The organism is Streptomonospora arabica (genome assembly GCF_039531585.1).
GTDB classification, from domain to species: domain Bacteria; phylum Actinomycetota; class Actinomycetes; order Streptosporangiales; family Streptosporangiaceae; genus Streptomonospora; species Streptomonospora halophila.
Map to the genome: position 1 here is coordinate 600,601 of NZ_BAAAQI010000001.1, position 25,307 is coordinate 625,907.

Sequence of the window (25,307 nt, forward strand, 5' to 3'; positions counted from 1 at the left end):
ACGGCGGCGCGTCGCCTCCGACCGGCCCCCGCGCCGCCCAGCGCGGCGGCGCGACCGCGGATACAATCCCCGCCGTGCACACCAACTCCGACAGCTCGGGCAAGAGGTACGGCCCAGACGTCCTGGCGGGCGAGTGGCGCCTGCCGCGCAAGGGCGCCGTCGCCGAGGTCGCGCTGGAGCAGGGGATCGTCCTGGAGTCGGCCGACGAGGGGTTCTGCGGCGCCGTCGTGGGATGGGACAAGCGGACCGTGACCCTGGAGGACCGGCACGGCCGCCACCGCGTCTTCGACCTCGAACCCGCGGCCTTCCTCCTCGACGGCCGCCCCGTGACCGCGGTACGGCCCGCCGCGGAGCCCTCGGGCCCGGCCCGCAGCGCCTCCGGGTCGATCGCCGTGCGGAGCGCGCGCTCGCGGGTGGCCAGGCAGAGCCGCATCTACGTCGAAGGCGTCCACGACGCCGAGCTCGTCGAGAAGATCTGGGGGCACGACCTGCGCGTGGAGGGCGTGGTCGTGGAGTACCTCGAAGGCGTCGACCACCTGCCCGCGATCGTGGCCGACTTCGGCCCGGAGCCGGGTCGGCGGCTGGGCGTCCTGGTGGACCACCTGGTGCCGGGCTCGAAGGAGAGCCGCATCGCCGAGCAGGTCGCCTCGCCCGACGTGCTGGTCACCGGCCACCCCTTCATCGACATCTGGCAGGCGGTCAAGCCGTCCGTGCTGGGGTTCTCCGCGTGGCCGCGGGTGCCGCGCGGCGTATCGTGGAAGGAGGGGGTCCTGCGGGCACTGGGCAGCGACGAGGAGCCCGGTGAGGCCTGGCGCCGGATCCTGGGGTCGGTGCGCAGCTACGCCGACCTCGAACCGGAGCTGCTGGGCCGCGTCGAAGAGCTCATCGACTTCGTCACCGCGGCGCACGGGGTGCAAGACTAAGACGTGTCCGGGCGTACCGCGCGCGAGGGGTGCGCGGTGGCCTGACGGGGCACCTGATGGCACTATCGGCCCAACGCAATCGGCACAGCCAAGGGACAAGATGAGCGAGACCCCGCCCAACCGACCACAGCCCCAGGAGGGGCCCTCCGGTGACCAGTCGGCACCAGGCCGCGCTCCCTCTGGCGGGCAGCCCGGCCAGGGGCAGGCGGGCACCGGCGAGCAGCCCGGCTACGGGCAGCCCGAGTACGGCCAACCCAGCGGGGGGCAGCCCGCCTACGGTCAGCCCGAATACGGACAACCCGGCGCCGCGCAGCCGGACTACGGCCAACCCAGCGGCGGACAGCCCGGATACGGGCAGCCCAGCGGCGGACAGCCGGGCTATGCTCAGCCCGGATACGGGCAGCCCAGCGGCGGACAGCCCGGCTACGGACAACCCGGATACGGCCAGCCCAGCGGCGGACAGCCCGGCTACGGACAACCCGGATACGGCGAGCAGCCCTACCAGCAGCAGGCCCCCGGATACCCGCAGCCGCAGCAGCCCCAGCCGGGATACGGGACGGCGCCGGGCCAGCAGCAACCGGGTTACGGCCAGCCGCAACCCGGCCATCCCCAGGCGCCCTACCAACAGCCCCAGCCCGGTTACCAGCAGCCGCAGCAGCCCGGGTACGGGCCGCAGCCGGGCGCGCCGCAGCAGCAGGGCTACGAGCAGCAGCCGGGCGCCTTCCCCGGCGGCCCGCCCCCGGGGCAGCAGGGCTACCCCCAGCAGGGCTTCCCCCAGCAGCCCGGCTACGCTCCGGGCCGACCGCACCGGCCCGACGCCTCCGACGACGCCACCTGGGCGATGATCGCCCACCTCTCCGGCGTCATCCTGTCGTGCTTGGGCTGGCTGCCCGCCCTGATCATCTACTCGGTGAAGCGCAAGGACTCCCCGTTCGTCCGCCATCAGGCGGGCGAGGCGCTGAACTTCCAGCTGACCCTGCTGATCCCCTACTTCATCGCCTGGGCGGTCTACATCGGCCTCGGGGTCTTCGCGCCGTCCATCTCCTGGATCGGCTCCGTGCTCGTGGCGGTGATCTGGGTGGCCTCGATCGTGCTCGGCGTGCTGGCCGCGCTCAGCGCGAACCGCGGCAGCCAGTACCGCTACCCGGTGTCGATCCGCATGGTCAAGTGACCGGCCGCGGGGCGCGGGCGGGCGCGCGGCGCCGCCGGCCCGCGCCGCGCGGGAACCCAGCACCCGGTTGCGGAGTCTCACCGGGAGAGGCCTTCAGCGGCCGCGCGCCCGGCCGAGACTCACGAGGCCCGGCCGTCCGGCAGGAGCGGCGCCGCGCCTGATGCGATCGCAGCGCCCCCGGCGGACGCCGGGGGCCACTCACAGAGGAGACCAGCAGACATGAGCTACCCACCCCAGCCGGACCAGCCCCACGGCGGCGGCCAGCAGCAGCCCGGCGGCTACCCGAACTACCCCGGCGGCTACAGCCCGCCGCCCGGGGTCGACCCCAACTACGGGCCCCAGTCGGGTCCGCAGCAGGGCTACGGTACGGGCCCCCAGCCCGGATACGGCCAGCAGCCCTACCCCGGCGGCCAGCCGCAGTACCCGGCGCCGGTGCAGGGCTACCAGCAGGGATACCACCAACAGGGCTACCAGCAGGGCTACGGGCAGCCCGGCGGCCAGTACAACCCCTCCGTCGACGAGCGGCAGATGGCGCTGATCACCCATCTGGGCGGGCTGCTCACCACGTGGGTGCTCCCGCTGATCATGTACTTCGTGAAGAAGGACGAGTCGCCTTACATCCGCCACCAGGCGGCCCAGGCGTTCAACTTCCAGATGACGATGTTCATCGGGCAGCTCGTGTCCTACCTGCTGATGATCGTCATCATCGGCTTCATCACCATCTTCGCCGTGATCGCCGTCGCGGTCATCTTCGCCATCATCGCCGCTGTGGCTTCCAACAAGGGCGAGTGGTACAAGTACCCGATGGCCATCCCGATGCTGAAGTAGCCGGCCTCCGCCCCGGAACAGGGAGGGCGCCGGCGGCCGAGCGATCCGGCATGGGCGCCCTCAGGCCAGCCGGCGCACCACCGCGTCCGCCAGCAGCCGACCGCGCCGCGTCAGCACGGCGCGGCCTTCGGCGTGCGCGCCGGCCTCCAGCAGACCCTCCTCCACGGCGCGCTCCGCGTCGCCGCGCCCGCGCTCGTCGAGCAGGTCCAAAGGGCAGCCCTCGGCCAGGCGCAGCTCGAGCATGATCCGTTCGAAGCGGCGGTCGGCCTCGCCGAGCACCTCGCGGGCGTGGCCGGGCGAGCGGTCCTCGGCGAGGCGGGCGGCGTAGGCCGCGGGGTGCTTGACGTTCCACCAGCGGGTGCCGCCGACGTGGCTGTGCGCGCCGGGGCCGATCCCCCACCAGTCGCCGCCGGTCCAGTAGAGGCGGTTGTGCCGGCTGCGCGCTTCGTCGCCGCGGGCCCAGTTGGAGACCTCGTACGGGTGCAGGCCGGCGGCGGTGAGCGCGTCGTCGGCCATGGTGTAGCGGTCGGCCAGCACGTCCTCGTCGGGTTCGGTCAGCTCGCCGCGGCGCACGCGCGCCGCCAGGCGGGTGCCGTCCTCGACGATCAGCGAGTAAGCCGAGACGTGGTCGACGCCCGCCTCGACCGCCGCCCGCAGCGACTCCTTCCAGTCGGCGTCGGTCTCGCCCGGCGTTCCGTAGATCAGGTCCAGGTTGACGTGGTCGAACCCGGCCTCGCGCGCCCACTGGGCGCACTGCTGGGGCCGTCCCGGTGTGTGGGCGCGGTCCAGGACCGCCAGCACGTGCTGCGCGGCGCTCTGCATGCCGAAGGAGACACGGGTGAAGCCCTGTTCTCGCAGCCGGGCCAGCACACCGGGGTCGACGGTCTCGGGGTTGGCCTCGGTGGTCACCTCGGCGCCGGGCTCCAGGCCGAACTCGGTGCCGACGGCCGCGAGGATGCGCCCCAGGTCCTCAGGCGGCAGCAGCGTGGGGGTGCCGCCGCCGAAGAACACCGTGCTGACGGGGATCTCGGCGGAGCCCAGGACGCGGCGGGCCAGGCGGATCTCGGCGACGGCCCGGTCGGCGTAGTCCTCGCGGGTGGCGGTGTGTCCGCCGTCGCGCGAGCGCAGCTCGGCGGCGGTGTAGGTGTTGAAGTCGCAGTAGCCGCAGCGTGTGGCGCAGAAGGGCACGTGCACGTACACGCCGAAGGGGCGGGTTCCCGCGCCGGCTGCGGCGCCGGCGGGCAGGGAGCCGTCGGCGGGAACGGGCTCGCCGTCGAGAGGCACGGAAGGCATGCTTCCAGTGTCGGCGACGCCGGCGACCGAACGGTCCGCCACCGGGCCCCGGCTGGGCTGCTCAGCCCTGGGCGGGGCGCACTCCGAGGGCTGCGGCGGACTCCTCCCACACCGCCGAGCGGCCCGGAAGGGCCAGGACCCGGCGCAGCAGCTCGGGGTCGCGCTCATAACGGGCGCGGAACGCCGCGGCCACGCCGATGCCGTGGTCGGGCCGGTGCACCACGGTGATCCCGTCGCCCGCGGCCAGCTCCCCCTCGGCCAGGACACGCAGGTAGACGCCGGTGCGCCCTTCAGCGGTGAACCGCTTGACCCAGCCGGTCTCGGCCATCCAGGACCGGAACACCCCGCAGGGTGTGCGCGGGAGGGCGGCCTCCAGCAGGACAGTTCCCACGCGCCAGCGCTCACCTATCAGTGCGGTGCCGAGGTCGATGCCGCGTGTGGTGAGGTTCTCGCCGAAGACGCCGTCCCGCAGCGGCCGGCCCAGGCGCTCCTGCCAGAGGTCCAGGTCCTCCCGGGAGTAGGCGTAGACGGCCTTGTCGGGGCCGCCGTGGTTGTCGCGGTCGGCCTGCTGGTCGTCGGCGACGCCGAGCGTGTGCACGGCCACGGGGCCGGAAACCGGGCGCTTGTCGATGGCGGTGCGCTTGAGGCGACCCGCCCAGTCGGCGGAGACCGCGGTGCCGGTGTTGACCGAGGCGACGATGGGCATGGGCCACAGGCTAGAGCACGCCGCCCCCGGGGCCCGGTGGGACCCCGGCGCCCGCGGCCGCGGGCGCTCAGGACACGCCGGCGGGCCTGGCGCGGACCGCGGAGGACGCCGGCGCGGCGGCGGTGGAGCCGCGCACGACCAGCTCGGGGTCGAACAGGTACTCGGTGCGGGAGACGCTGTGGCCGGCGATCTCGTCGCAGAGCGTGCGCACGGTCGCCATGGCCATGGCCTGTATCGGCTGGCGCACGGTGGTCAGCGGCGGGTCCGTGAAGGCGATCAGCTGGGAGTCGTCGTAGCCCACCACGGAGAAGTCGCCGGGCACGGACAGGCCGCGCTGGCGGGCGGCGCGCACCGCTCCCAGCGCCATGAGGTCGGAGCCGCAGACCATGGCGGTGACCCCGCGCTGCAGCAGCCGGGATGCCGCGGCGTGGCCGCCCTCGACGCCGAACAGCGACAGCTCGACCAGGTCCTCGGTGTCGAGACCGTGTTCGGCCATGGCCGAGCGGTAGCCGATGAGCTTGCGCTGGACCGGCACGTAGCGCTCGGGGCCGCTGGTGAAACCGATCCGGGTGTGGCCCAGTTCGGCCAGGTGGCCGACCGCCAGCCGTCCGGCCTCGCGGTCGTCGCAGGAGACGAACGCGGCCGGCACCTCCTCGGCGAAGCCGTTCACGAGCACGATCGGCAACTTCTGCGCGATCAGGCGGTGGTAGCGGCCGTGGTCAGCCGTGGCGTCGGCGTGCAGTCCGGAGACGAAGACGATGCCGGAGACGTTGCGCTCCAGCAGCAGTTCGACGTACTCGTCCTCGACGATGCCGCCCGGGGGGCGGGTGCACAGCACCGGGGTGTAGCCCTGCCGGGCGAGCGCGCCCTCGGCCGCCTGGGCGAACATCGGAAACACCGGGTTCTCCAGCTCGGGTACGACCATGCCGACCAGGCCGGCGGAGCGCCGCCGCAGGCGCTCGGGCCGCTCGTAGCCCAGCACGTCGAGCGCGGTGAGGACGGCCGCCCGGGTTTCGGAGCCGACGCCGGGCTTGTTGTTCAGCACTCGGGAGACCGTCGCCTCGCTCACGTCGGCATGGCGGGCTATGTCGGCCAAACGTGGACCCATGCGAGCACTCTAATGCAGTTTCCCCCCGACCCTTGCAACCGGTAGGTAATCTTGCGCAATAGTTTGCACGAACCGCCGTCCAGGCAACGGAGGGAACGACCCCTATGCCCAACCCCCCGGACCACGGGACCGCACCGCCCGCCGCAGGCAGGGAGTGGTGGCGCGACGCCGTCATCTACCAGGTCTACGTCCGCAGCTTCGCCGACTCCGACGGCGACGGCGAAGGCGACCTGCGCGGCGTGCGCAGCAGGCTCCCCGAACTTGCCGCGCTCGGAGTCGACGCGGTGTGGCTGACCCCCTTCTACGTGTCCCCGCTCGCCGACGGCGGCTACGACGTGGCCGACTACCGCGACGTCGACCCCCGCTTCGGCACGCTGGCCGACTTCGACGACCTCACGCAACGCGCCCATGAGCTGGGGCTGCGCATCATCATCGACGTCGTGCCCAACCACACCTCCTCGGCCCACGCCTGGTTCCGCGAGGCGGTGGCCGCCGCTCCGGGCGACCCGGCGCGCTCGCGCTACGTCTTCCGCACGGGGCGCGGACCCGGCGGCGACCGGCCGCCCAACAACTGGAGGTCGATCTTCGGCGGCCCGGCGTGGACACGGCTGAAGCGGCCCGACGGCACGCCCGAGGAGTGGTACCTGCACCTGTTCGACCCCGAGCAGCCCGATCTCGACTGGACCAGCCCCGACGTGCACGCGGAGTTCGACGACGTGCTGCGCTTCTGGCTGGACCGCGGCGTCGACGGGTTCCGCATCGACGTCGCCCACGGCATGGTCAAGGACCCCGCACTGCCCGACCTGCCGGAAGGCCAGAAGGCCGACCTGCTCGACGGCTCCGTCGAGCTGCCCTACTTCGACCAGGACGGCGTGCACGACATCTACCGCCGGTGGAACGCGATCGTGGCCTCCTACCCCGGCGATCGGGCACTGGTCGCCGAGGCGTGGGTGGAGGACGCGCCGCGGGTGGCGCGCTACCTGCGCCCCGACGAGCTGCACCAGGCGTTCAACTTCCAGTTCTTGACCGCGGGCTGGGACCCGGCGGTGCTGCGGCGGGTCGTCGACGACTCGCTGGCGGCCAACGGCGCCGTGGGAGCGCCGACGACGTGGGTGCTGTCCAACCACGACGTCACCCGCCACCCCACCCGCTTCGGCGCCGGGGAGCGCGGACTGCGCCGGGCGCGCGCCGCCGCCCTGCTCGCGCTGGCGCTGCCGGGCTCGGCCTACCTCTACCAGGGCGAGGAGCTGGGCCTGCCCGAGGTGACCGACCTGCCCGAGGACGCGCTGCAGGATCCGACGTGGGAGCGCTCCGGCCGCACCGAACGGGGGCGCGACGGGTGCCGTGTGCCGCTGCCGTGGGAGGGCGGCGAGGAGCCGTACGGGTTCGGGCCCCCCGGCACCCGGCCGTGGCTGCCGATGCCCCCGGAGTGGGGGCGCTACAGCCGGGAGGCCCAGCGCGGCGATCCCGACTCCACGCTGGCGCTGTACACCTCCGCGCTCGGGCACCGGCGCGCGTCGATCGACCCCGCCGCGGAGCTGGCCTGGATCGACGCCGGCGCGGGGGTGTTGGCCTTCACCCGCGGCGACGGGTTCGCCTGCGCGGTCAACCTCGGCGGCGAACCCGCCGAGCTCCCGGCGCCGCTCCCCGCCCCGCGCACGCGGGTGCTGCTGGCCAGCGGCCCGGTGCGGGAGGGCGCGCAGGCGCTCGTGCTGCCCGCCGACACGGCGGTGTGGCTGGTGCCCGGCGAGAGCTGAACAGGGTTTTCGGGGGCCCGGAGGGCGGCGTGCGCGGGCGCACGCCGCCCTCCGGCGCGCTCCCGAGGTCCGAGCGCGGGCCCGCTTTGGCCCTCCCGCCGGCTTCGGCCGCGTTTCCACATTGTGACCGGATTTCTCTGCAAGACCTTTCAGTCATTGCAAAGTATTGCTAGCGTCACTTCACCTCCTACAACCGACAAGCCGGGACAGATCGGGGGAGCGTCCGCGGCGTCACGCCCGAAAAGGGAGCCATATGAGAATCCGCAGCGCCGGCCTCCTCGCCGGAACCGCCGCCCTCGCGCTTGCGACGGCGTGCGCAGGTGGAGGCCAGGAGACCGACCAGCCCCAGGGCGGAATGGTCATCTGGGCAGACCCCGAACGGACCGCGGTACTGGAGCCCTTCGCCGAGGAGTTCGGCGAGGCCAACGGGATCAAGGTCGACGTGCGCGAGGTGGCCGTCGACACGATCCAGGCCGACTTCGTCACCGCGCACGAGGGCGGATCCGGACCCGACGTGCTCGTCGGCGCCCACGACTGGATCGGGAACCTGGTGCAGAACGGCGCCATCGACCCCGTCCAGCTGCCGCAGGAGAAGGTCGACGCCCTCAACGACGTCGCCGTCGAGGCCACCACCTACGACGGCCGGCTCTACGGCGTGCCCTACGCCATGGAGAACCTCGCGCTGATCCGCAACACCGCGCTCGCGCCCGAGGCGCCCGAGACCGTCGAGGACCTCGTCGAGACCGGGTCGCGGCTCAAGGACGAGGGCGAGGTCCAGGAGATCCTCGGCCTCCAGGTCAGCCAGACCGGCGACCCCTACCACATGCAGCCCTTCTACACCTCCGCCGGCGGATACCTCTTCGGCACCGGCGACAACGGCGCCCCCGACCCCTCCGACCTGGGTGTGGGCAAGCCCGCGTCCGTCGAGGCGTTCGAGCGGATCGCCGAGTTCGGCGAGGAGGGCGAAGGCGCGTTCAAGCGCTCGATCGACGGCGACAACGTCGGCAGCCTCTTCACCCAGGGCAAGACCGCCTACTTCGTCACCGGCCCCTGGTCGCTGGCCGCGGTGCAGGAGGCCGGCGTCGAGTACGGCATCTCGCCCGTCCCCGGCTTCGAGGGCGGCGAGGAGCCGGTGCCCTTCGTCGGCGTGCAGGCGTTCTTCGTGGCCTCCGGCAGCAAGAACAAGGTGCTGGCCGAGGAGTTCGTCACCAACTACGTCACCGACCCCGAACTCGCCACAGCGCTGTACGAGGCCGACCCCCGCCCGCCCGCGCTGAACGAGGTCGCCGAGAAGGTCGGCGAGGAGGACGCCGACGTCGGCGCGTTCACCGACGCGGGCGCCAACGGGCGGCCCATGCCGGCCATCCCCGAGATGGACGCCGTCTGGGACCCCTTCGGCAAGGCGCAGGCCGCGGTGATCGGGGGCGCCGACCCGAAGGAGGCCGTCGAGTCGGCCGCCGAGGCGATCCGCGAAGAGATCGGCTGACCGTGGCACAGGACCGCTCCAGCGCCGGGGGCGCCCCCGGCGGGGCGCCCGCCCGGCCACCGCTGCCCGGCGGCTCGCTGGCCCCGCGCGGGTCGGCCGCCGGGCAGGCGGCCAAGACCGGAATGCTCGCACTGGCCGCCGCCATAGCCCTGTGGGCGGTGTTCCCGCTCTACGCCGCCGGGCAGTGGGTGGGCGTCGGCGTGGTCGTGGCCGCCACGGCGCTGATCTTTTACGTCTACCTCTCCAAGCGCGCCGTACCCGCCAAGTACCTGCTCCCGGGCACGCTGTTCCTCGTCGCCTTCCAGATCGTCCCGGTCCTTTACACCCTCAGCACCTCGGTGACCAACTACAGCGACGGGCACCGCGGCACCAAGGAGCAGGCGATCGACCAGATCGAGGCCTCCTCGGTCGAGCGGACCGCCGACGCCACCGCCTACACGCTGACGGTGGCCGCCCGCGGGTCCTCGCCCGAAGGTGAACTGGTGTTCCTGCTGACCGCGCCCGACGGCGCGGCCTACGCCGGCGACGAGGACGGGCTGCGGCCGCTCACCGGGGCCGAGGTCGGCCCCTCCGGCAAGATCACCGACGCGCCCGGCTACACCGTCGTCCCGCCGAGCGAGGCCAACTCCCGCAGCGAGGAGATCACCGGGTTCGCCGTTCCCACGGGCGCGGGCACCGGCATCCGCTCCAGCGGGTTCTCCAGCGCCTACGAAGGCCGGTCAGGCCTGACCTACGACTCCGGCTGCGACTGCATCACCGACTCCCGGAACGGGCGGGTCTACACCGCCGACGACGAGCGGGGCGCGTTCGTGTCCGACAACGGGGAGCGGCTGCCGCAGGGGTGGCGGGTCGGCGTCGGGCTGGACAACTTCCTGCGCTTCGTGGGCGACCCCGAGACCCGATCATCGTTTGTGGGCATCCTGACCTGGAACGTCGCCTTCGCCGCCGGAACCACGGCGATGGTTTTCGCGCTGGGGCTGGGCGTTGCGCTGACCCTGCACACCCGGCACCGGCTGCGCGGACGCACCGCCTACCGGCTGCTGGTGGTGCTGCCCTACGCCATGCCCTCCTTTGCGATGTTCCTGCTGTGGCGGTCGATGTTCAACGCCGACTTCGGCCTGCTGAACCGGATGCTGCCGGGGCCGGACGTCGACTGGTTCGGCCAGCCGTGGACGGCCCGCGCCGCGGTGCTGATCGTCAACATCTGGCTGGGCTTCCCCTACATGTTCCTGGTGGCCACCGGCGCCCTGCAGTCGATCCCGCGCGAGCTCGTGCAGGCGGCGCGCATCGACGGCGCAGGCGCCTGGCAGGCCCTCCGCCAGGTCACCTTCCCCCTGCTGATGGTGGCCATGGCGCCGATCCTGGTGGCCACGTTCGCGTTCAACTTCAACAACTTTAACGCGGTGTGGCTGACGACCGAGGGCGGTCCCTTCCCGACGGACAACCCGCTGGCCGGAGCGACCGACCTGCTGATCACCTACACCTACCGGCTGGCCTTCGGGGTCAGCGGCGCCCAGTACGGCTACGCGGCCGCGCTGTCGGTGTTCATCTTCCTCATCGTCACGGTGATGTCGGTGGTCAGCCTGCGCAGAAGCGCGTCACTGGAGGAGGTGCACCGCTGATGGCACGATCCGAGGCATCCGCGCGGCTGCCGGCACAGCGCCGCGGGAGGCGCGGCCGCGCCGCGCTGTGGGCGCGCCGCACCGGCTGGCGCCACCTGGTGATGCTGGTGTTCCTGGTGTTCGCGCTGTTTCCGATCGTGTTCGTGGTGTCGGCCGCGCTGAACCCGCTGGGCACGCTCAGCAGCTCCACGCTGGTGCCCCGGGCGGCCGGGCTGCAGAACTTCACGCAGCTGCTCGCCGACACCGCCTACGGTCGGTGGTACCTGAACTCGCTGCTGATCGCGCTGGCCAACGCCGCGGCGACGGTGCTCCTCTCGGCGCTGGCGGCCTACGTCTTCAGCCGGTTCCGCTTCGCCGGGCGCAGGCTGGGACTCTACGGGCTGCTGGTGATCCAGATGTTCCCGCAGTTCCTGGCGATCGTCGCGATCTATCTGATGTTCAGCACGGTCGGCGAGTACTGGCCGTCGGTGGGGTTCAACACCCCCTGGGGGCTGATGCTGGTCTACCTCGGCGGCGCGCTGAGCATCAACACCTGGCTGATGAAGGGCTTCTTCGACACCATCCCGCCGGCGCTGGACGAGTCGGCCCAGGTCGACGGCGCGACCCACGCCCAGTCGTTCTTCCGCATCATGCTGCCGCTGGTCACACCGGTGCTGGCGGTGGTGGGACTGCTCGTGTTCATCGCGACCGTCAACGAGTTCCTGATCGCGAGCGTGTTCCTGCGCGACCCGGAGGCCAAGACGGTGGCGGTAGGGCTGTACGGCATGGTCGCCGACCAGCGCGACTCCAACTTCGGCATGTTCTCGGCGGGCACGCTGCTGCTGGCGCTCCCGGTGCTGTCGGTGTTCTGGTTCCTGCAGCGCTACATCGCCGAGGGCCTGACCAGCGGCGCGGTCAAGGGCTGAGCACCGGGCGCCGGCGGTGTGCTACGCAGGCGGCCGCGCCCGGCAGCCGGGGAACCGGCGCCGACCGGGGCCGTCCTGGTGGCGCCGGTGGCCGGCCGGAGCCGCCCGGGCGGCGTGCGGGGCCGGGCCGGGCCCCGCACCCCCTCAGCGCTTCTTGGTGTCCTTGTCGGCGGCTTCCTCGGTGGACAGCGCGGAGATGAACGCCTCCTGGGGGACCTCCACGCGGCCCACCACCTTCATCTTGCGCTTGCCCTCCTTCTGCTTCTCCAGCAGCTTGCGCTTGCGGCTGATGTCGCCGCCGTAGCACTTGGAGAGCACGTCCTTGCGGATCGCGCGGATGTTCTCGCGCGCGATCACCCGGGAACCGATCGTCGCCTGCACCGGGACCTCGAACTGCTGGCGCGGGATGAGCTCGCGCAGCTTCTTGGTCATGTCCACGCCGTAGGCGTAGGACTTCTCGCGGTGCACGATCGCCGAGAACGCGTCGACCATCTCGCCCTGCAACAGGATGTCCACCTTGACCAGGTCGGAGGCCTGCTCGCCGGAGGGCTCGTAGTCCAGGGAGGCGAACCCCTTGGTGCGCGACTTGAGCTGGTCGAAGAAGTCGAACACGATCTCGGCCAGCGGCAGCGTGTAGCGCATCTCGACGCGGTCCTCGGACAGGTAGTCCATGCCCTGCAGGGCCCCGCGGCGCGCCTGGCACAGCTCCATGATCGGACCCACGAAGTCGGCGGGCGCCAGCAGGGTGGCGCGCACGATGGGCTCGTGGACCTCCTCGGTCTTGCCTTCGGGGAACTCGCTCGGGTTGGTCACCGTGTGCTCGGTGCCGTCCTCCATGACCACGCGGTAGACGACGTTGGGCGCGGTGGAGATCAGGTCCAGGTCGAACTCCCGCTCCAGGCGGGCGCGGGTGATCTCCAGATGCAGCAGGCCCAGGAAGCCGCAGCGGAATCCGAAGCCCAGCGCCGCCGAGGTCTCGGGCTCGAAGGCCAGCGCCGCGTCGTTGAGCTGGAGCTTCTCCAGCGCGTCGCGCAGCACCGGGTAGTCGCTGCCGTCGATGGGGTACAGCCCGGAGAACACCATGGGCTTGGGGTCCCGGTAGCCCGGCAGCATCTCCGTGGCGCCGTGCGACGCCGAGGTCACGGTGTCGCCGACGCGCGACTGGCGCACGTCCTTCACACCGGTGATGAGGTAGCCGACCTCGCCCACGCCCAGGCCCTCGACCTTGGTCGGCTCGGGCGAGATGACGCCCACCTCCAGCATCTCGTGGGTGGCGCCGGTCGCCATCATCTTGATGCGCTGGCGGGTGCCCAGGTGGCCGTCGACCACCCGGACGTAGGTGACCACGCCGCGGTAGGTGTCGTAGACCGAGTCGAAGATCATCGCGCGGGCGGGCGCGTCGGCGTCGCCCACCGGCGGCGGGACCTGGCGCACGATCTCGTTGATCAGCTCCTCCACGCCCATGCCGGTCTTGGCGCTGACCCGGAGCACGTCGGAGGGCTCGCAGCCGATGATCCCGGCCAGCTCGGCGGCGTACTTGTCGGGCATCGCCGCCGGGAGGTCGATCTTGTTGAGCACCGGGATGATCGTGAGGTCGTGCTCCAGCGCCAGGTAGAGGTTGGCGAGCGTCTGCGCCTCGATCCCCTGGGCGGCGTCGACCAGCAGGATCGCGCCCTCGCAGGCGGCCAGGGAGCGCGACACCTCGTAGGTGAAGTCGACGTGGCCGGGGGTGTCGATGAGGTTCAGGACGTAGGTGGTGTCGTCCAGGGCGGTGAACGGCAGGCGCACCGCCTGCGACTTGATGGTGATGCCGCGCTCGCGCTCGATGTCCATGCGGTCGAGGTACTGCGCGCGCATCTGGCGGTCCTCGACGATGCCGGTCAGCTGAAGCATGCGGTCGGCCAGCGTCGACTTGCCATGGTCGATGTGCGCGATGATGCAGAAGTTGCGGATCAGCGCGGGATCGGTCCGGTTCGGCTGAGGCACCGTGCTCCGTTCGGATAGCTCGCAGGTTGGCCAGGATGGCGGGGCGCCGAGCCGCAGCGGGGCGGCGAAGCTGCGCGGTGTGCCGCCCATGATCCCATGCGCCCGGGGCCGCGCCGCGGGGCGCGTCCGGGCGAGAATGGCTCGAGCGGCGTACATCAGGTTATGCGAGATCGGAGGACGGTCGTGAAGTGGTTCCTGCAGCGCGTGCTCGCGGCGATCGCCGCAGTCGTGGTCGTGGCTTTGGGAGCGGCGCTGCTGGTGCGCGTGCAGTACACCGGAGAGCCCGCCTCCTGGGCCGTCTCCGACGGCTCGAACGCGCTGTGGATGGGCCACGCATGGGTGGACGGCCGCTACGGGCACACGGAGCTGTCCCGGCTGAAGCCGCGCATCGAGAAGGGCGGGATCAGCGACGTGTACGTGCACGTGGGACCGCTGGAGACCGACGGGCGGCTGGACCCGGCCAAGCACCCCGAGCTGGAGGGGTTCCTGCGCATGTTCCGCGAGGAGCTGCCGGACGTGCGCGTCTCGGCGTGGGTGGGCCAGCGCGTCGAGGAGGGCGGCCTGGCCCTCGGCGACGAGGCGGTCCGCGAGCGCGTGGTCGAGGCGAGCGCCGGCATGGTCGGCGCCGGGTTCGACGGCGTCCACTACAACTTCGAGCCGGTGCCCAACAACGATCCCGGCCTCCTGGAACTGCTGGAGTCGACCCGCGACCGGCTGCCCGAGGACGCGCTGCTGTCCAGCGCGGTGCCGACGGTGGAGCCGCTGGGCGGGCTGGCTTTCACCCTCGGCCTGCTGGCGCCCGAGGACCCGTTCTGGTCCAGCGGGTACCTGGGGCGGGTGGCCGAGCACCTTGACCAGGTGGCCGTGATGTCCTACGACACCGGGATGCCCACCGAAGGGCTCTACGGCGGGTTCGTCGTGCGCCAGACGCAGGTGGCCCTGGACGCGGTCCCCGAGGACGTGCGGCTGCTGATGGGGGTGCCCGCCTACCCCGACGACCACGCCGCGCGGAACCCGGAGGCCGAGACCACGGCGGCGGCGGTGCGCGGCATCCGCCTCGGGCTGTCGGACGGCGGCGAGCGGCGCGAGCGCTTCGGCACCGCCCTCTACGCCGACTTCTCGGCGACCGGCGGGCAGTGGCAGGCCTACCTGGACGGCTGGGCGCGCCCGGGCGGCGGGCAGGGGGAGCGGCAGGGCGGCTGAGCGGAGGCGGGCGAGACCGGCGCCACGGCGGAACCGGGCGCGCTCGGCGCGGGCACTCCCCTGCGCAAGGCATAATGGTAGTCCCGTGTCTCGGACGTTCCACGTTCAGTATGAGCCCTTGGGACTCACACACCTGGCGTCGGCGCGCGACCGGCCTCCCCGCGGAACGGCTGCCCGCGGACGGGGCACGCGCGCCCGAGCCGCAGATCAGAAGCAACTGGAGCACGTTTTCGCATGGCGAACATCAAGTCGCAGAAGAAGCGCATCCGGCAGAACGAGCAGCGCCGGCAGCGCAACCAGTCGGTGCGCTCCTCGCTGAAGACGGCCATCCGCAAGTTCCGGGTCGCCGCCGAGGGCGGGAACGTCGAGCAGGCCGTCGTCCTGCAGCGCTCGGCTGCGCGCCAGCTCGACAAGGCCGCGAGCAAGGGCGTCATCCACAAGAACCAGGCGGCGAACCGCAAGAGCGCCATCGCCCGGCGTCTGGACAAGCTGCAGAACGCGAGCTGAGGCCGACCGGGCGTTCCCGGTCGAGCGTCGGCGCGATCGCGTCGGGGCCGTCTTCCGCACAGCGGGAGGCGGCCCTTTGCCGTGCCCGGCCGCCGGACGCGCGCGGGACCGGCGGCCGGCGGCTCCTCGCTGCGCGGCGGGAGACAGAGGCAAGGCGTGCGGGCCCGCGGACCGCGGACACTAGCGTAGGGGCCGTGGACTTCACCGACCTCCGGCTGAGCCTGTGGGACGACCCCGACCGGCGTGAAAGCGTGTGCTCCTGGGCGGCGGAACGCCTCGCCGAGCGCGGCGAGCGGCTGCTTCCCGACCCGCCGCGGGTGAGAGTGCGGCCGTGGTCGACGACGGCCCGCTTCTCCTCCTCCTCGGGGCCGGTCTGGTTCAAGGCCGACGCGCCGGGGGGCGAGTTCGAGGCGGCGCTGCACGGAGCCCTGTACACATGGGTGCCGGTCAGGGTCCTCACCCCGCTGGGGATCGACGTCGAACGCGGCTGGTCCCTGCTGCCCGACGCGGGCAGCGCGCTCCGCGAGCAGATGGCCTCCGTCGACGACTTCGGCGTGTGGGAGGCCGCACTGGGCGCCTACAGCGAGATGCAGCGGCTCCTCGCCGCGCGCGCTCGCGACATGCTCGCTCTGGGCGTCCCCGACCTGCGGCCGACGGCCCTGGGCCGGCTGCTGGACGGCCTCCTCGCCGACCCCGGCGTCACCGAGGCGCTCGGCGACGGCGCCGACCTGCTGATCCGTCACCGGTCGGCGTTCGACGCCGAGTGCAAGGCGCTCGACGACACCGGGCTGCCGCCGTCGCTGGACCACGCCGACCTCCACGTGGGCAACGTCTTCGTGCTCGACGGCGGCTACCGCTTCGCCGACTGGGGCGACGCCGCGGTCGCCCACCCGTTCTTCAGCCTGCTCGTGCCGCTGCGCATCGCCGTCCGCGAGCTCGGCGCCGACTCCCGCACCGAGCAGCGCCTGCGTGACGCCTACCTGGAACCGTGGACGCAGACCCTCCCGGCCACGGCCCTGCGTGCCGCGGTCCCCCGAGCGACCCGTCTCGCAGCGATGAGCCGCTCGCTGGCCTGGAGCCGCATGTTCCCCGAGCTGAAGCCCGCGGTCGCCGCGGACCGGCACCAGGAGATCGCGCGGCTGCTGCGGAACCTGGCCACCGAGATCACAGCGGCCGAACCCGGCCCACCGGACGCCGACGACGGCGTGCGCTGAGCCGGCTTTCCACCGCTGCTGGTAGGGGCGGTGGCCAGCAAAGACGGTGACCCGCAAGGACGGTGCCCCGGTCCCGGTGTCGCCGGACGGCTCTCGGCGGCCTCCTCGCCCAGTCCGGTGAAGCACGCGGTTTTCCACAGCCGCGAAATCCGGGAGGACGGGCGGGGGCGCAGACGCTTAGCTTCGTGCCCATGTCGCCTGCACTGCCCGCCCGCCGCGCCCGCTCCCGCAGCACTCCCCCTTCCGACCCTGACGCGATCGCCGCGCTCCGCCGCCTCCAAGCGCTGTCCGACCGCCCGCCGCACCGGCACCGCGCCGCCGACCCGGCCGGTTCGGGTGCGACCGACGCCCACCGGGCTCCGCCCGCACCCGGGCGGGTCCCGGATGCCGCCCTCCCGCCGCCTCCGCCCTCTGCCGCAGCTCACGGTGGCGGCCCCGAGCCGACGGCCGGGCGCCGATCGGCGCCCGGTCCGAAGGACCGTGCCGCTCGGCAGGCCGCCGCCCGGCGGCTACCGCGGCTGCGTCGTCCCCGGTCCTCCGCCACCGACGATGCGCCGCGCACCGGACCCGGACGACGCAGGCGCGGCCGGCTCGGCTTCGGCGGCGGCACCGCCACAGGTGCCACGGACCCGCCCGCCCCACCGCCCGGGATCGCCGCGCCGGCACGGCCGCCGGTCACCCCGCGCGTACCACGCTCCGCGACAGCGCCCCCGACCGCAGATCGCACCGGTACCGACCGGCCCACCCCGCCCTCGCAGCAGCTCCCCGCCCTCCCGCACCGCACCGACGACCCGCCCCCGCCTCCCTACGCCGTCCACCCGGTCGGCGGTGGACCCGCGCCTCCCGCCCCGGAGAGCCCAGGACGCGCGGCGGACCTGCGCACTGCCGACCTGCCGCCTCCGCCCTACGCGGCTCCTCCGGGTGCACGCGGGGCCACGCGGCCCCCAGCCGGTCACCCGGGGCCCGCTCCGGCCGGGCCACGGCCGCCGGGCGGCGACGCAAGCGGTTCCGGGCGCCCGCCCGACCGCCCGCGCGCCGGGGGAAAGGCTGCTCACCCCGCCGCCGCGGTCGCCGACGGGCCGGGAGAGCGCGATACGCATGCCGGGCGGCACCGCCGCGCCCCCGCGGCGACGAGCCCGGCGGCGGACCACGGCGCCTCGGAGCACGCCGTGAGTGGGCGGCCGCAGCGCACGCAGCGCGGCAGGCACGCGCGGCAGGAGGCGCGGAACAGCACCCGCCCGCCGGGCTCCGGCACCGACGGCGCGCCCGCCACACCCGGTCCCCCTCCGCCGGCCCCGGAGCGGGAACGCGGGACCGCCGAGCTCACGGGGATCACCGCGGCCACCGGGGTCACCGGGGTCACCGGGGTCACCGACGCACAGCAGCACGCCCACACCGCTCCGGAACCCGGGCACAGTGACGACACCACCCCCGCCACCAAAGCCCAGCACCACACCCACCCCGACCACGGCCCCAATACCGAACCGCCCCCGCCCGAGCCCGTTCCGCGCGACCACACCACCCCCGCCACCGACGCACAGCACCACGCCCACCCCGACTACGACCACCACACCGAACCGCCCCCGCCGGCACCGGGGCAGCGGGACCACACCACCCCCGCCACCGACGCACAGCGCCACAGCCGCCATGGCGACGGTAGCCACACCGAACCGCCCCGACCCGAACCCGCCCCGCACGACAACCACACCGAACCGCCCGCTCCGGAGCCCGGGCACAGCGACCACACCACCCCCGCCACCGACGCACAGCACCACAGCCACCATGGCGACGGTCGCCGCACGTCTCCACTCGATGACCGCGACGCCGAAGTCTCGACCGCGCAGGCCGAGTGCCGCGTGCCGCGTCCCTCCGCACCGCCGCGGGGCTACGAGGAGGTCGGGCCGGAGCTCGTCCGGTGGCGGCGCTGGTCCGCGCTCGTCGAACGCCTGGCACCCGGGCTGGCCGACCAGCCGCGGCTGAGCCGCGCCGGCCTGCGCGCTCTGCTCGGCGTATGCGTCGTCGCCGCCGCGGCGACCGGCTGGTTCCTGCTGCAGGCCCGTCCCGAGCCCGAGCCGCCGCCCACTCTGCAGGCCGGGGCGTCCCCGTTTCCCGGCGACGGCGGAGCGGCGCCCGCGCCGCCCGATCCGGCGGCGTCCCCGACCCCGGCCGCCGACGTCACGGTGCACGTCGGCGGCGACGTCCGCTCCCCCGGAGTCATCACCCTCCCGGCGGGCTCGCGGGTCGCCGACGCGGTCGAAGAGGCCGGAGGGACGACCCCCGACGCCGACACGGAGACCCTCAACCTGGCGCGGCCCCTGGTCGACGGCGAGCAGATCCTCGTCGGAGCGCCCCCGGCTCCCCCGCCTGCCCGCGCCGCGGGCGGGGCCTCCGGCGGCACGGCCCCGTCCGCGCCGATCGACCTGAACACCGCTACCGTCGACCAGCTCCAGGAGCTGCCGGGTGTGGGCCCCGTGCTCGCCGAGCGCATCATCGCCTTCCGCACCGAGAACGGCGGCTTCGCCTCGGTCGAGCAGCTGCACGACGTCAGCGGCATCGGGGAGCAGCGCTTCGCCGACCTCGCCGACCGCGTGCGCGTCGCCGGAGCCGCCGGTTGACCGCCGCCGCGGGCGCCGAGGCCCGGCCCGCGGACGGAGCGCCGCCGCGCGCCCGGCAGCGGCGCCCCGCGGCTGCCGTCCGCCATCGCCGGCGGACGCCGCCCCGACACCCGCCCACCGCCGCCCCGCCCGGCAGGCGGCCGTGACCTACCTGGGAACGGACGCGCCCGACTACGCGCGCGCCCCGGACCTCCGGCTGGTGCCGCCGGCGGTGGGCACGTGGGCCTGCACCGCCGCGCTGCTCGGCGGCTCCTCCGGCGCCGCCTTCCTGGTCGCGGGCGCGCTCGCGCTATGCGCGGGCGGGCTGTGGGTGGGCGCGCGCGGGCGTGCGGGCGCGGCGCGCGTACTGGTCGTGGCGGTGCTGGCGTGCTCGGCCGCGGGAGCGCTGGCGACCGGCGGACGGCTCGCGGCGGTCGAGGCCTCTCCGCTGCCCGAGCTGGCCGATGAGCGCGCGTGGGCGGAGATCGAACTGGTCGTCACCGCCGACCCCCGCCAGCGCAGCGGGCCGCCGGCACCCGGCCGCTCGCAGCTCGTCGTCGAAGCCCGTGCGGAGTCCGTCCGCACGCGCGAGCCCGTCATGGGCGCGCCGCCGGGCGGCACGCGGGTGCGCACGCGCGTGCCCGTCGTCGTGCTCGCCTCCGGCGAGGCCTGGCGCCGCCTGCTGCCGAGCCAGCGCGTCCGGGCCTCGGGCACGGTGTTCCCGGCCGGAGGCGGTCCCACGGGCGGACTGCTTATCGTGCGGGGACCGCCCGACCGCGTCCACCCGCCCTCGGCCCGGCAGGAGTGGGCAGGAGAGGCCCGCGCACGGCTGCGCGAGGCGTCTGCGGGCCTCCCCGATCCGGCGGCCGGACTGCTGCCGGCGCTCGTCGTCGGCGACACCGCGGGCCTGAAGCCGCAGACGGTCGCCGAGTTCGAGGACAGCGGCCTGACCCACCTGCTCGCGGTCAGCGGCTCCAACCTCGCGATCATGACCGGTGTGGCGCTCGCCGCCTGCCGGGGCCTCGGCCGCCCGGGCTGGACCGCGGCCTTCGTCGGCGCGGTCACCATCGCGGTGTTCGTCCTGCTGGCGCGGGCCGAGCCGAGTGTGCTGCGCGCCGCCTTCATGGCCGCCATCGCGCTGGCGGCTCTTGCGCTGGGGCGCCGGCGCGTGGGCTTCACGGCGCTGGCGGCGTCGGTGCTGGGACTGCTGCTGTTCGACCCCGGGCTTTCCCGCTCCTTCGGGTTCGCGCTGTCGGTGCTGGCCACCGGCGGGATCATGGTGCTCGCGCCGGCGTGGCGCGACCGCTGGTCGGCGCGCATGCCGCGCTGGGCCGCCGAAGCCGTCGCCGTCGCGTTGGCGGCGCACGTGGCGTGCCTGCCGCTGCTCGTGGTGCTCTCGGCCGAGGTGAGCTGGGTGGCCGTGCCCGCCAACGTGCTCGCGGCCCCCGCGGTTCCGGTCGCGACGGTCGGCGGGTTCGCCGTCGCGGGCCTGGCGCTGGTGTGGCCGGCGGCGGCCGGCGTCGCGGCGTGGCTGCCCGGTGCCGCCGTGCTGTGGATCGGCGCCGTTGCCGCCACCGCGGCCCGGTTGCCCGGGCGTGCCGTGCCGTGGCCCGCGACGGCGGCGGGCGCCGTGGCCCTGGCGGTCCTGCTCGTGGTGCTGCTTGCGCTGCGCGGTCGGGTCCGCCTCGCAGTGTGCGCGGTGGGCATGGCCGCGGCGCTGACGGCGCTGTCTGTGCACTGGCTGGCTCCCGCCTGGCCCCCGGCCGGCTGGGCGGTGGTGGCCTGCCGCGTCGGGCAGGGCGACGCGCTGGTCCTGCGTACCGATGGCGGGCGGGCGGTGGTCGTCGACACCGGTCCCGACCCGGTGGCGGTCTCGCGGTGCCTGACCGACCTGCGCATCCGCCGGATCGGCCTGCTGGTGATCACCCACGGCGACGTCGACCACGCCGGGGGTACGGCGGGAGCGCTGTCGGGCCGGGACACGCGGCTCGCACTGCTGCCGCCCGGCTTCGACCACCCGCCGTCCGTGCGCCTGCTGCGGCGCGCGGAGGTCCCGATGCGCACCGCCTCCGCGGGACAGCGGTGGCGCCTCGCGCCGTGGACGCTCAGCGTGGTCTGGCCTCCGCCCGGGTCCCGAGGGGGCAACGACGGCAGCATCGTGCTGCTGGCGGACCTGCCGCCCGCGAGCGGTGAGCTGCGGGTCCTGCTGACCGGCGACATCGAGGAGCCCGCACAGCGCACACTGCTGCGCAGCACGCACGCCATCCGCGGCGTGGACGTGCTCAAGGTCCCCCACCACGGCGCCGGCACCCAGGACCCCGGCTTCCTCGCCGCCACCCGCCCCGACATCGCGCTCACCTCGGTGGGCGCCGACAACTCCTACGGCCATCCCGAACCCTCCACCTGGTCGCTGCTCCAGTCGGTCGCCGCCGCCAACTACCGCACCGACGTGCACGGCGACATCGCCGTCGTCCCAGGCCCCGAGGGACCTGAGGTCGTCTGCCACGAGCCCGGCCCCCGCCGCAAGCCACGCCGCGGCAAAGGCCCCGCCCACGGGCGGCGGCCGGCTCAACGCTCACCCGGCCGGGCCCCGGTGGCGGCAAGGACGGTGGGCGGTCAGGCCGGCGCCCCGTCGGCCCGAGGGCGTGCCGGTGGCCGTGCGGCTGGGGCGCCGGGCGCGTGTCGGCCCCGGCGGCACTCCGCGGCAGCGCACGCGCCCGGCACGGCTACGGCTACGGCTACGGCTACGGCTACGGCTACGGCAAAGGAGCCTCCGGACACACCGCCCCGCCGCATCCGCGCCCGCACACCCGGCGCACCGCACGGCGACCACGCCGTCCGGGACTCTCGCCGGTTCCGCTCGGCGGTGGGAAGCGCGGCGTTGACCTCAAGGGAAGTTGAGGTTCTAGCGTGGTGACCCGACAGCGCCCTCTTCCACCGAGGAGTCGACGATGGGAATCCGGATGCGGATCAGCACCTCCCTGCCCGCCGATGACGCCGGGGTCCCGGACCTCGCCATGGCGCAGCACCTCGAAGACCTCGGCTTCGACGGCGTCTCGGTGCCCGACCTGCTGTTCGGCGACGGGACACCGGGCGTGGAGCCGCTGGCGGTCCTCGCCGCCGCGGCGGGGCGCACGAGCCGGATCGGCCTGGAGACCGGCGTCCTGAGCCTGCCGCTGCGCCCGGTGGCCCTCGTCGCGGCGCAGGTCCAGGCGCTTCAGCACCTCTCGGGCGGCCGCGTCGTGCTGGGCGCCGGCCTCGGCGGCTTCCCCGGGTCGCCGTTCTGGCGGGCCGCGGGCGCCCCGCTCAGCGAGCGCGGTCGCCGCGCCGACGACGTCCTGGCGGTCCTGCCGCGGCTCGTGCGGGGCGAACCCACCGACGTGGACGGCGAGCCCGTGACCCTCGCCCCCGCCGCCGCGGCCCCGCCCATCCTCGTCGGCGGCAACTCCGAGGCCGCCATGCGCCGCGCCGTGCTCTACGGCGACGGCTGGGCGCCCTCGCTCATTGCACCCGCCGACCTGGCCGCGAAGGCCGATCGCCTGCGGGAGATCGCCGCGGAGCTCGGGCGGCCGGTTCCCGAGATCAGCGTCGGCGGCCACGGTGTTCTCAACGGCTCCGCAGCGGCCGTGCGGGCGTTCGTCGACAACCTGGTCGGACTGCACGGTGTCAGCGAGGAGGAGGCGGCGCGGCTGCCCGTGACCGGCGGGCCGGACCGGGTCGCCGAACGCCTCGCGGCCTACGCCGACGCGGGCGCGCGGGCCGTCACCCTCAGCCTCGACGGCGGTTCCTGGCCCGCGCAGGCGGAGACCCTGGCCGAGGCCGCCTCACGGCTGCGGACGGGCCGCTGCTCCCGTCGCCGCTCCCGGGACGGCTGGTGAAACCGTCCCGGCGGCATGGCATGCTGCAGCTATGGCCACCACGTCCGCTCCCCCGCTGTCCGTCGTCGTCGGCGACGAGGAGCTGCTCGCCGACCGCGCCGTCGCGGAGATCGTCGCCGCGGCACGCACCGAGGACCCCGGCGTCGACGTGCACGACCTGATGCCCGCACAGCTCACCGCCGGCAAGCTGGCCGAGGCCACCTCGCCGTCCCTGTTCGGCGAAGGGCGCGTGGTGGTGCTGCGCTCGGCGCAGGATCTGAACAAGGACCTGGCCGCCGAGGTCACCGGGCTGCTGAAGAACCCGGCCGACGACGTCGCGCTGGTTCTCGTCCACGCCGGCGGTGCGAAGGGAAAGGCCCTGCTGGACGCCGCGCTGAAGGCCGGCGCCCGCAGGTTCGACTGCGCCAAGCCGACCAAGGCGAGCGAGCGCCTCCAGTTCGTGAAGGGCGAGTTCTCCCGCGCGGGCCGCCAGATCACCGGCGACGCCGCCCAAGGGCTGCTGGACGCGGTCGGCAACGACCTGCGCGAGCTGGCCGCCGCCTGCACCCAACTGGTCTCCGACACCGAAGGCCGCGTCGACAACGCGGCCGTGGCCCGCTACCACAGCGGCAAGGCCGAGGCCACCGGCTTCACCGTCGCCGACCGCGCCGTCGAGGGCCGCCTGCCCGAGGCGCTGGAGCAGCTGCGCTGGTGCCTGGCCGTGGGCACCGCGCCGGTGCTGATCAACAGCGCGCTGGCCGGTGCGGTGCGCGGACTGGCGGTGGTCGCCCAGCCGCAGCGCGGCGCCGCCGACGCCGAACTCGCCAAGCGGGCCAAGATCCCGCCGTGGAAGCTGAAGACGCTGCGCCAGCAGGCCCGCGGCTGGTCCCCGCAGGGCGTCGCGCGCGCGATGGCGGTGGTCGCCGAGACCGACGCACTGATCAAGGGCGCCGGCCGCGATCCGGCGTATGCGCTCGAACGGGCCGTCATCCAGATCGCGACGGCCCGCAACCAGCGCTGAGCCCGGTCCCGGGGCGCCCTCTGAGGGCGCTTGCGCCGGTTGGGTGCGGATCACAGGTGTGCGCGGTTCCGGTTCCTGAGGCGGCGGACTCCCTGGGCTCGGTGCGGGCGCTGCAGGAGCGCGCCGCCCGCGCTCAGCCCGCCGAGCGAATCGAGGTCGTCGGCGACTGGTGGCTGCGCCACGCTCCCGGGCGCGCCTGGTGGCTGGGAGCGGCGCTGCCGCACGGCGACGCCGGGGCGGGCGGATCCGAGGAGGCGGCGGCGCTGGAGCGCGGGATCGACCGGGCGGAGCGCTTCTACGCCGGACACGGCGCACCCGCGCTGTTCCAAATCACTCCCGGGGCGTGCCCCGACGGCCTCGACGGGGCGCTGGCCGGTCGGGGATATCGCCGCCTCGGCTCGCTCTCGCTGCAGGCGGCGCCGGCGTCCGCGGTGCGGTCGCCTGCCGCGCCGCCGGGACCCGTGCGCGTCGCAGTGGAGGACCGGCCCACCGGCGCCTGGCTGGACGCCTGGCGGACCGTGCACGGCGGGACGGCGGAGGACGCCGACCGGGAAGCAGCCGTCCTCGCCCGCGTCGGGCACCCCTCCGCCTACGCCCGCGCGCGGGTCGGCACCGCGACCGCGGCGGTGGGACGCGCCGTCGCCGATACCGGCTGGGCGGGCGTCTTCGGGATGGCGACGCTGCCGACCGCGCGCGGCAACGGCGCCGCCCGCACGGTGCTCGCCGCGCTGGCCGACTGGGCCGCGGCACACGGGGCCGACCGCTTGTACCTGCAGGTAGAACGCTCCAACGACCCGGCTGTGCGGCTGTACCGGCGGGCGGGCTTCACGGAGGTCTGCGGCTACCACTACCGCACGGCCGTGTGACCCGGCGCCGGTCGAAGCGGGGCGGCCGAACCGGGGCGGCCACGGCGCCGTAGCACTCGCTACCGCAGACCCGGCCGCACCGGCCGAGGGCGGCGACACCCTACCGGCGCTACCGTCCCCGACGTGGACGGCGCGGCCGCGTCGAACGGGGGGCGCGACCGACGGCAGGGAGGCGTTTTCGCCCGCGGCGCGTGCGCAGCGGATCCGGCGGCGCCGCTTTCGGGCGGGAAGGCGCATCCCCGACTGTCCGCTGTCGCGCG

At 74.3% G+C, this 25,307-nt stretch carries 19 protein-coding genes; 15 read left to right on the forward strand and 4 right to left on the reverse strand.

Features of this window, described 5'->3' with window-relative positions; translation table 11 throughout:
- Positions 1–74: 74 nt before the first annotated feature.
- From ABD284_RS02605 to ABD284_RS02615, 3 genes are all read left to right on the forward strand, one after another.
- A complete protein-coding gene (locus ABD284_RS02605; protein ID WP_344140538.1) occupies positions 75–923 on the forward strand; it encodes a DUF3097 domain-containing protein in 849 nt (282 codons plus the stop codon).
- Between the two features lie 100 nt (positions 924–1,023).
- Positions 1,024–2,094, forward strand: coding sequence for a DUF4870 domain-containing protein (locus ABD284_RS02610; protein ID WP_344140540.1), 1,071 nt, complete (start codon positions 1,024–1,026; stop codon positions 2,092–2,094).
- A 219-nt stretch (positions 2,095–2,313) separates the two neighbouring features.
- On the forward strand, positions 2,314–2,922 hold the full coding sequence (locus ABD284_RS02615; protein ID WP_344140542.1) for a DUF4870 domain-containing protein: 609 nt from the start codon (positions 2,314–2,316) through the stop codon (positions 2,920–2,922).
- 60 nt (positions 2,923–2,982) lie between these two features.
- Here the strand turns inward: ABD284_RS02615 and hemW are convergent, their stop codons facing one another.
- From hemW to ABD284_RS02630, 3 genes are all read right to left on the reverse strand, one after another.
- On the reverse strand, positions 2,983–4,215 hold the full coding sequence (gene hemW / locus ABD284_RS02620; RefSeq protein ID WP_344140544.1) for a radical SAM family heme chaperone HemW: 1,233 nt from the start codon (positions 4,213–4,215) through the stop codon (positions 2,983–2,985).
- Between the two features lie 61 nt (positions 4,216–4,276).
- Positions 4,277–4,921, reverse strand: coding sequence for an MOSC domain-containing protein (locus ABD284_RS02625; protein WP_344140546.1), 645 nt, complete (start codon positions 4,919–4,921; stop codon positions 4,277–4,279).
- 67 nt (positions 4,922–4,988) lie between these two features.
- On the reverse strand, positions 4,989–6,029 hold the full coding sequence (locus ABD284_RS02630) for a LacI family DNA-binding transcriptional regulator (RefSeq protein ID WP_344140548.1): 1,041 nt from the start codon (positions 6,027–6,029) through the stop codon (positions 4,989–4,991).
- A gap of 104 nt (positions 6,030–6,133) precedes the next feature.
- On the opposite strand from ABD284_RS02630, the gene ABD284_RS02635 reads away from it, so the two are divergent.
- From ABD284_RS02635 to ABD284_RS02650, 4 genes are all read left to right on the forward strand, one after another.
- On the forward strand, positions 6,134–7,786 hold the full coding sequence (locus tag ABD284_RS02635) for a glycoside hydrolase family 13 protein (protein WP_344140549.1): 1,653 nt from the start codon (positions 6,134–6,136) through the stop codon (positions 7,784–7,786).
- A gap of 253 nt (positions 7,787–8,039) precedes the next feature.
- Entirely contained in the window at positions 8,040–9,272 is a 1,233-nt protein-coding gene (locus ABD284_RS02640) for a sugar ABC transporter substrate-binding protein (protein ID WP_344140551.1), read from the forward strand.
- A 2-nt stretch (positions 9,273–9,274) separates the two neighbouring features.
- Positions 9,275–10,894 carry an ABC transporter permease subunit gene (locus ABD284_RS02645; protein WP_344140553.1) on the forward strand — a complete coding sequence of 540 codons (1,620 nt, stop codon included), beginning with the start codon at positions 9,275–9,277 and terminating at the stop codon, positions 10,892–10,894.
- On the forward strand, positions 10,894–11,799 hold the full coding sequence (locus ABD284_RS02650) for a sugar ABC transporter permease (protein WP_344140556.1): 906 nt from the start codon (positions 10,894–10,896) through the stop codon (positions 11,797–11,799). The genes ABD284_RS02645 and ABD284_RS02650 overlap by 1 nt, the downstream gene beginning before the upstream one ends.
- 144 nt (positions 11,800–11,943) lie before the next feature.
- Here the strand turns inward: ABD284_RS02650 and lepA are convergent, their stop codons facing one another.
- Positions 11,944–13,785 (reverse strand): translation elongation factor 4, encoded by a 1,842-nt coding sequence (lepA, locus tag ABD284_RS02655; RefSeq protein WP_344140558.1) that lies wholly within the window; start codon positions 13,783–13,785, stop codon positions 11,944–11,946.
- Positions 13,786–13,968: 183 nt separating this feature from the next.
- Here lepA and ABD284_RS02660 point away from each other — a divergent pair, with 183 nt between their 5' ends.
- The 8 genes from ABD284_RS02660 to ABD284_RS02695 all read left to right on the forward strand — a co-directional run bounded on the left by ABD284_RS02660 (position 13,969) and on the right by ABD284_RS02695 (position 25,047).
- On the forward strand, positions 13,969–14,988 hold the full coding sequence (locus ABD284_RS02660) for a glycoside hydrolase family 18 protein (RefSeq protein ID WP_344140560.1): 1,020 nt from the start codon (positions 13,969–13,971) through the stop codon (positions 14,986–14,988).
- A 234-nt stretch (positions 14,989–15,222) separates the two neighbouring features.
- Complete coding sequence (gene rpsT / locus ABD284_RS02665) at positions 15,223–15,495, forward strand: 30S ribosomal protein S20 (protein ID WP_344140562.1); 273 nt, start codon at positions 15,223–15,225, stop codon at positions 15,493–15,495.
- A gap of 194 nt (positions 15,496–15,689) precedes the next feature.
- The gene (locus ABD284_RS02670; protein WP_344140564.1) at positions 15,690–16,709 is read left to right on the forward strand and encodes a phosphotransferase; all 1,020 of its coding nucleotides are present in this window, start codon (positions 15,690–15,692) and stop codon (positions 16,707–16,709) included.
- A 1,169-nt stretch (positions 16,710–17,878) separates the two neighbouring features.
- A complete protein-coding gene (locus ABD284_RS02675) occupies positions 17,879–19,324 on the forward strand; it encodes a ComEA family DNA-binding protein (RefSeq protein ID WP_344140565.1) in 1,446 nt (481 codons plus the stop codon).
- Between the two features lie 142 nt (positions 19,325–19,466).
- Entirely contained in the window at positions 19,467–22,220 is a 2,754-nt protein-coding gene (locus tag ABD284_RS02680) for a ComEC/Rec2 family competence protein (RefSeq protein ID WP_344140567.1), read from the forward strand.
- Positions 22,221–22,254: 34 nt separating this feature from the next.
- Positions 22,255–23,181: an LLM class flavin-dependent oxidoreductase gene (locus ABD284_RS02685; RefSeq protein WP_344140569.1), complete on the forward strand. Its 927-nt coding sequence runs from the start codon at positions 22,255–22,257 to the stop codon at positions 23,179–23,181.
- A 31-nt stretch (positions 23,182–23,212) separates the two neighbouring features.
- Positions 23,213–24,181: a DNA polymerase III subunit delta gene (holA, locus tag ABD284_RS02690; protein WP_344140571.1), complete on the forward strand. Its 969-nt coding sequence runs from the start codon at positions 23,213–23,215 to the stop codon at positions 24,179–24,181.
- A 56-nt stretch (positions 24,182–24,237) separates the two neighbouring features.
- Complete coding sequence (locus tag ABD284_RS02695; protein WP_344140573.1) at positions 24,238–25,047, forward strand: GNAT family N-acetyltransferase; 810 nt, start codon at positions 24,238–24,240, stop codon at positions 25,045–25,047.
- Positions 25,048–25,307 lie beyond the last annotated feature (260 nt).

Coding starts and splice junctions, on each gene's coding strand:
- ABD284_RS02630 (WP_344140548.1), bottom strand. CDS start 6,029: ATGGGTCCACGTTTGGCCGACATAGCCCGCCATGCCGACGTGAGCGAG.
- ABD284_RS02685 (WP_344140569.1), top strand. CDS start 22,255: ATGGGAATCCGGATGCGGATCAGCACCTCCCTGCCCGCCGATGACGCC.
- ABD284_RS02635 (WP_344140549.1), top strand. CDS start 6,134: ATGCCCAACCCCCCGGACCACGGGACCGCACCGCCCGCCGCAGGCAGG.
- holA (WP_344140571.1), top strand. CDS start 23,213: ATGGCCACCACGTCCGCTCCCCCGCTGTCCGTCGTCGTCGGCGACGAG.
- hemW (WP_344140544.1), bottom strand. CDS start 4,215: ATGCCTTCCGTGCCTCTCGACGGCGAGCCCGTTCCCGCCGACGGCTCC.
- ABD284_RS02615 (WP_344140542.1), top strand. CDS start 2,314: ATGAGCTACCCACCCCAGCCGGACCAGCCCCACGGCGGCGGCCAGCAG.
- rpsT (WP_344140562.1), top strand. CDS start 15,223: ATGGCGAACATCAAGTCGCAGAAGAAGCGCATCCGGCAGAACGAGCAG.
- ABD284_RS02650 (WP_344140556.1), top strand. CDS start 10,894: ATGGCACGATCCGAGGCATCCGCGCGGCTGCCGGCACAGCGCCGCGGG.
- ABD284_RS02640 (WP_344140551.1), top strand. CDS start 8,040: ATGAGAATCCGCAGCGCCGGCCTCCTCGCCGGAACCGCCGCCCTCGCG.
- ABD284_RS02625 (WP_344140546.1), bottom strand. CDS start 4,921: ATGCCCATCGTCGCCTCGGTCAACACCGGCACCGCGGTCTCCGCCGAC.
- ABD284_RS02610 (WP_344140540.1), top strand. CDS start 1,024: ATGAGCGAGACCCCGCCCAACCGACCACAGCCCCAGGAGGGGCCCTCC.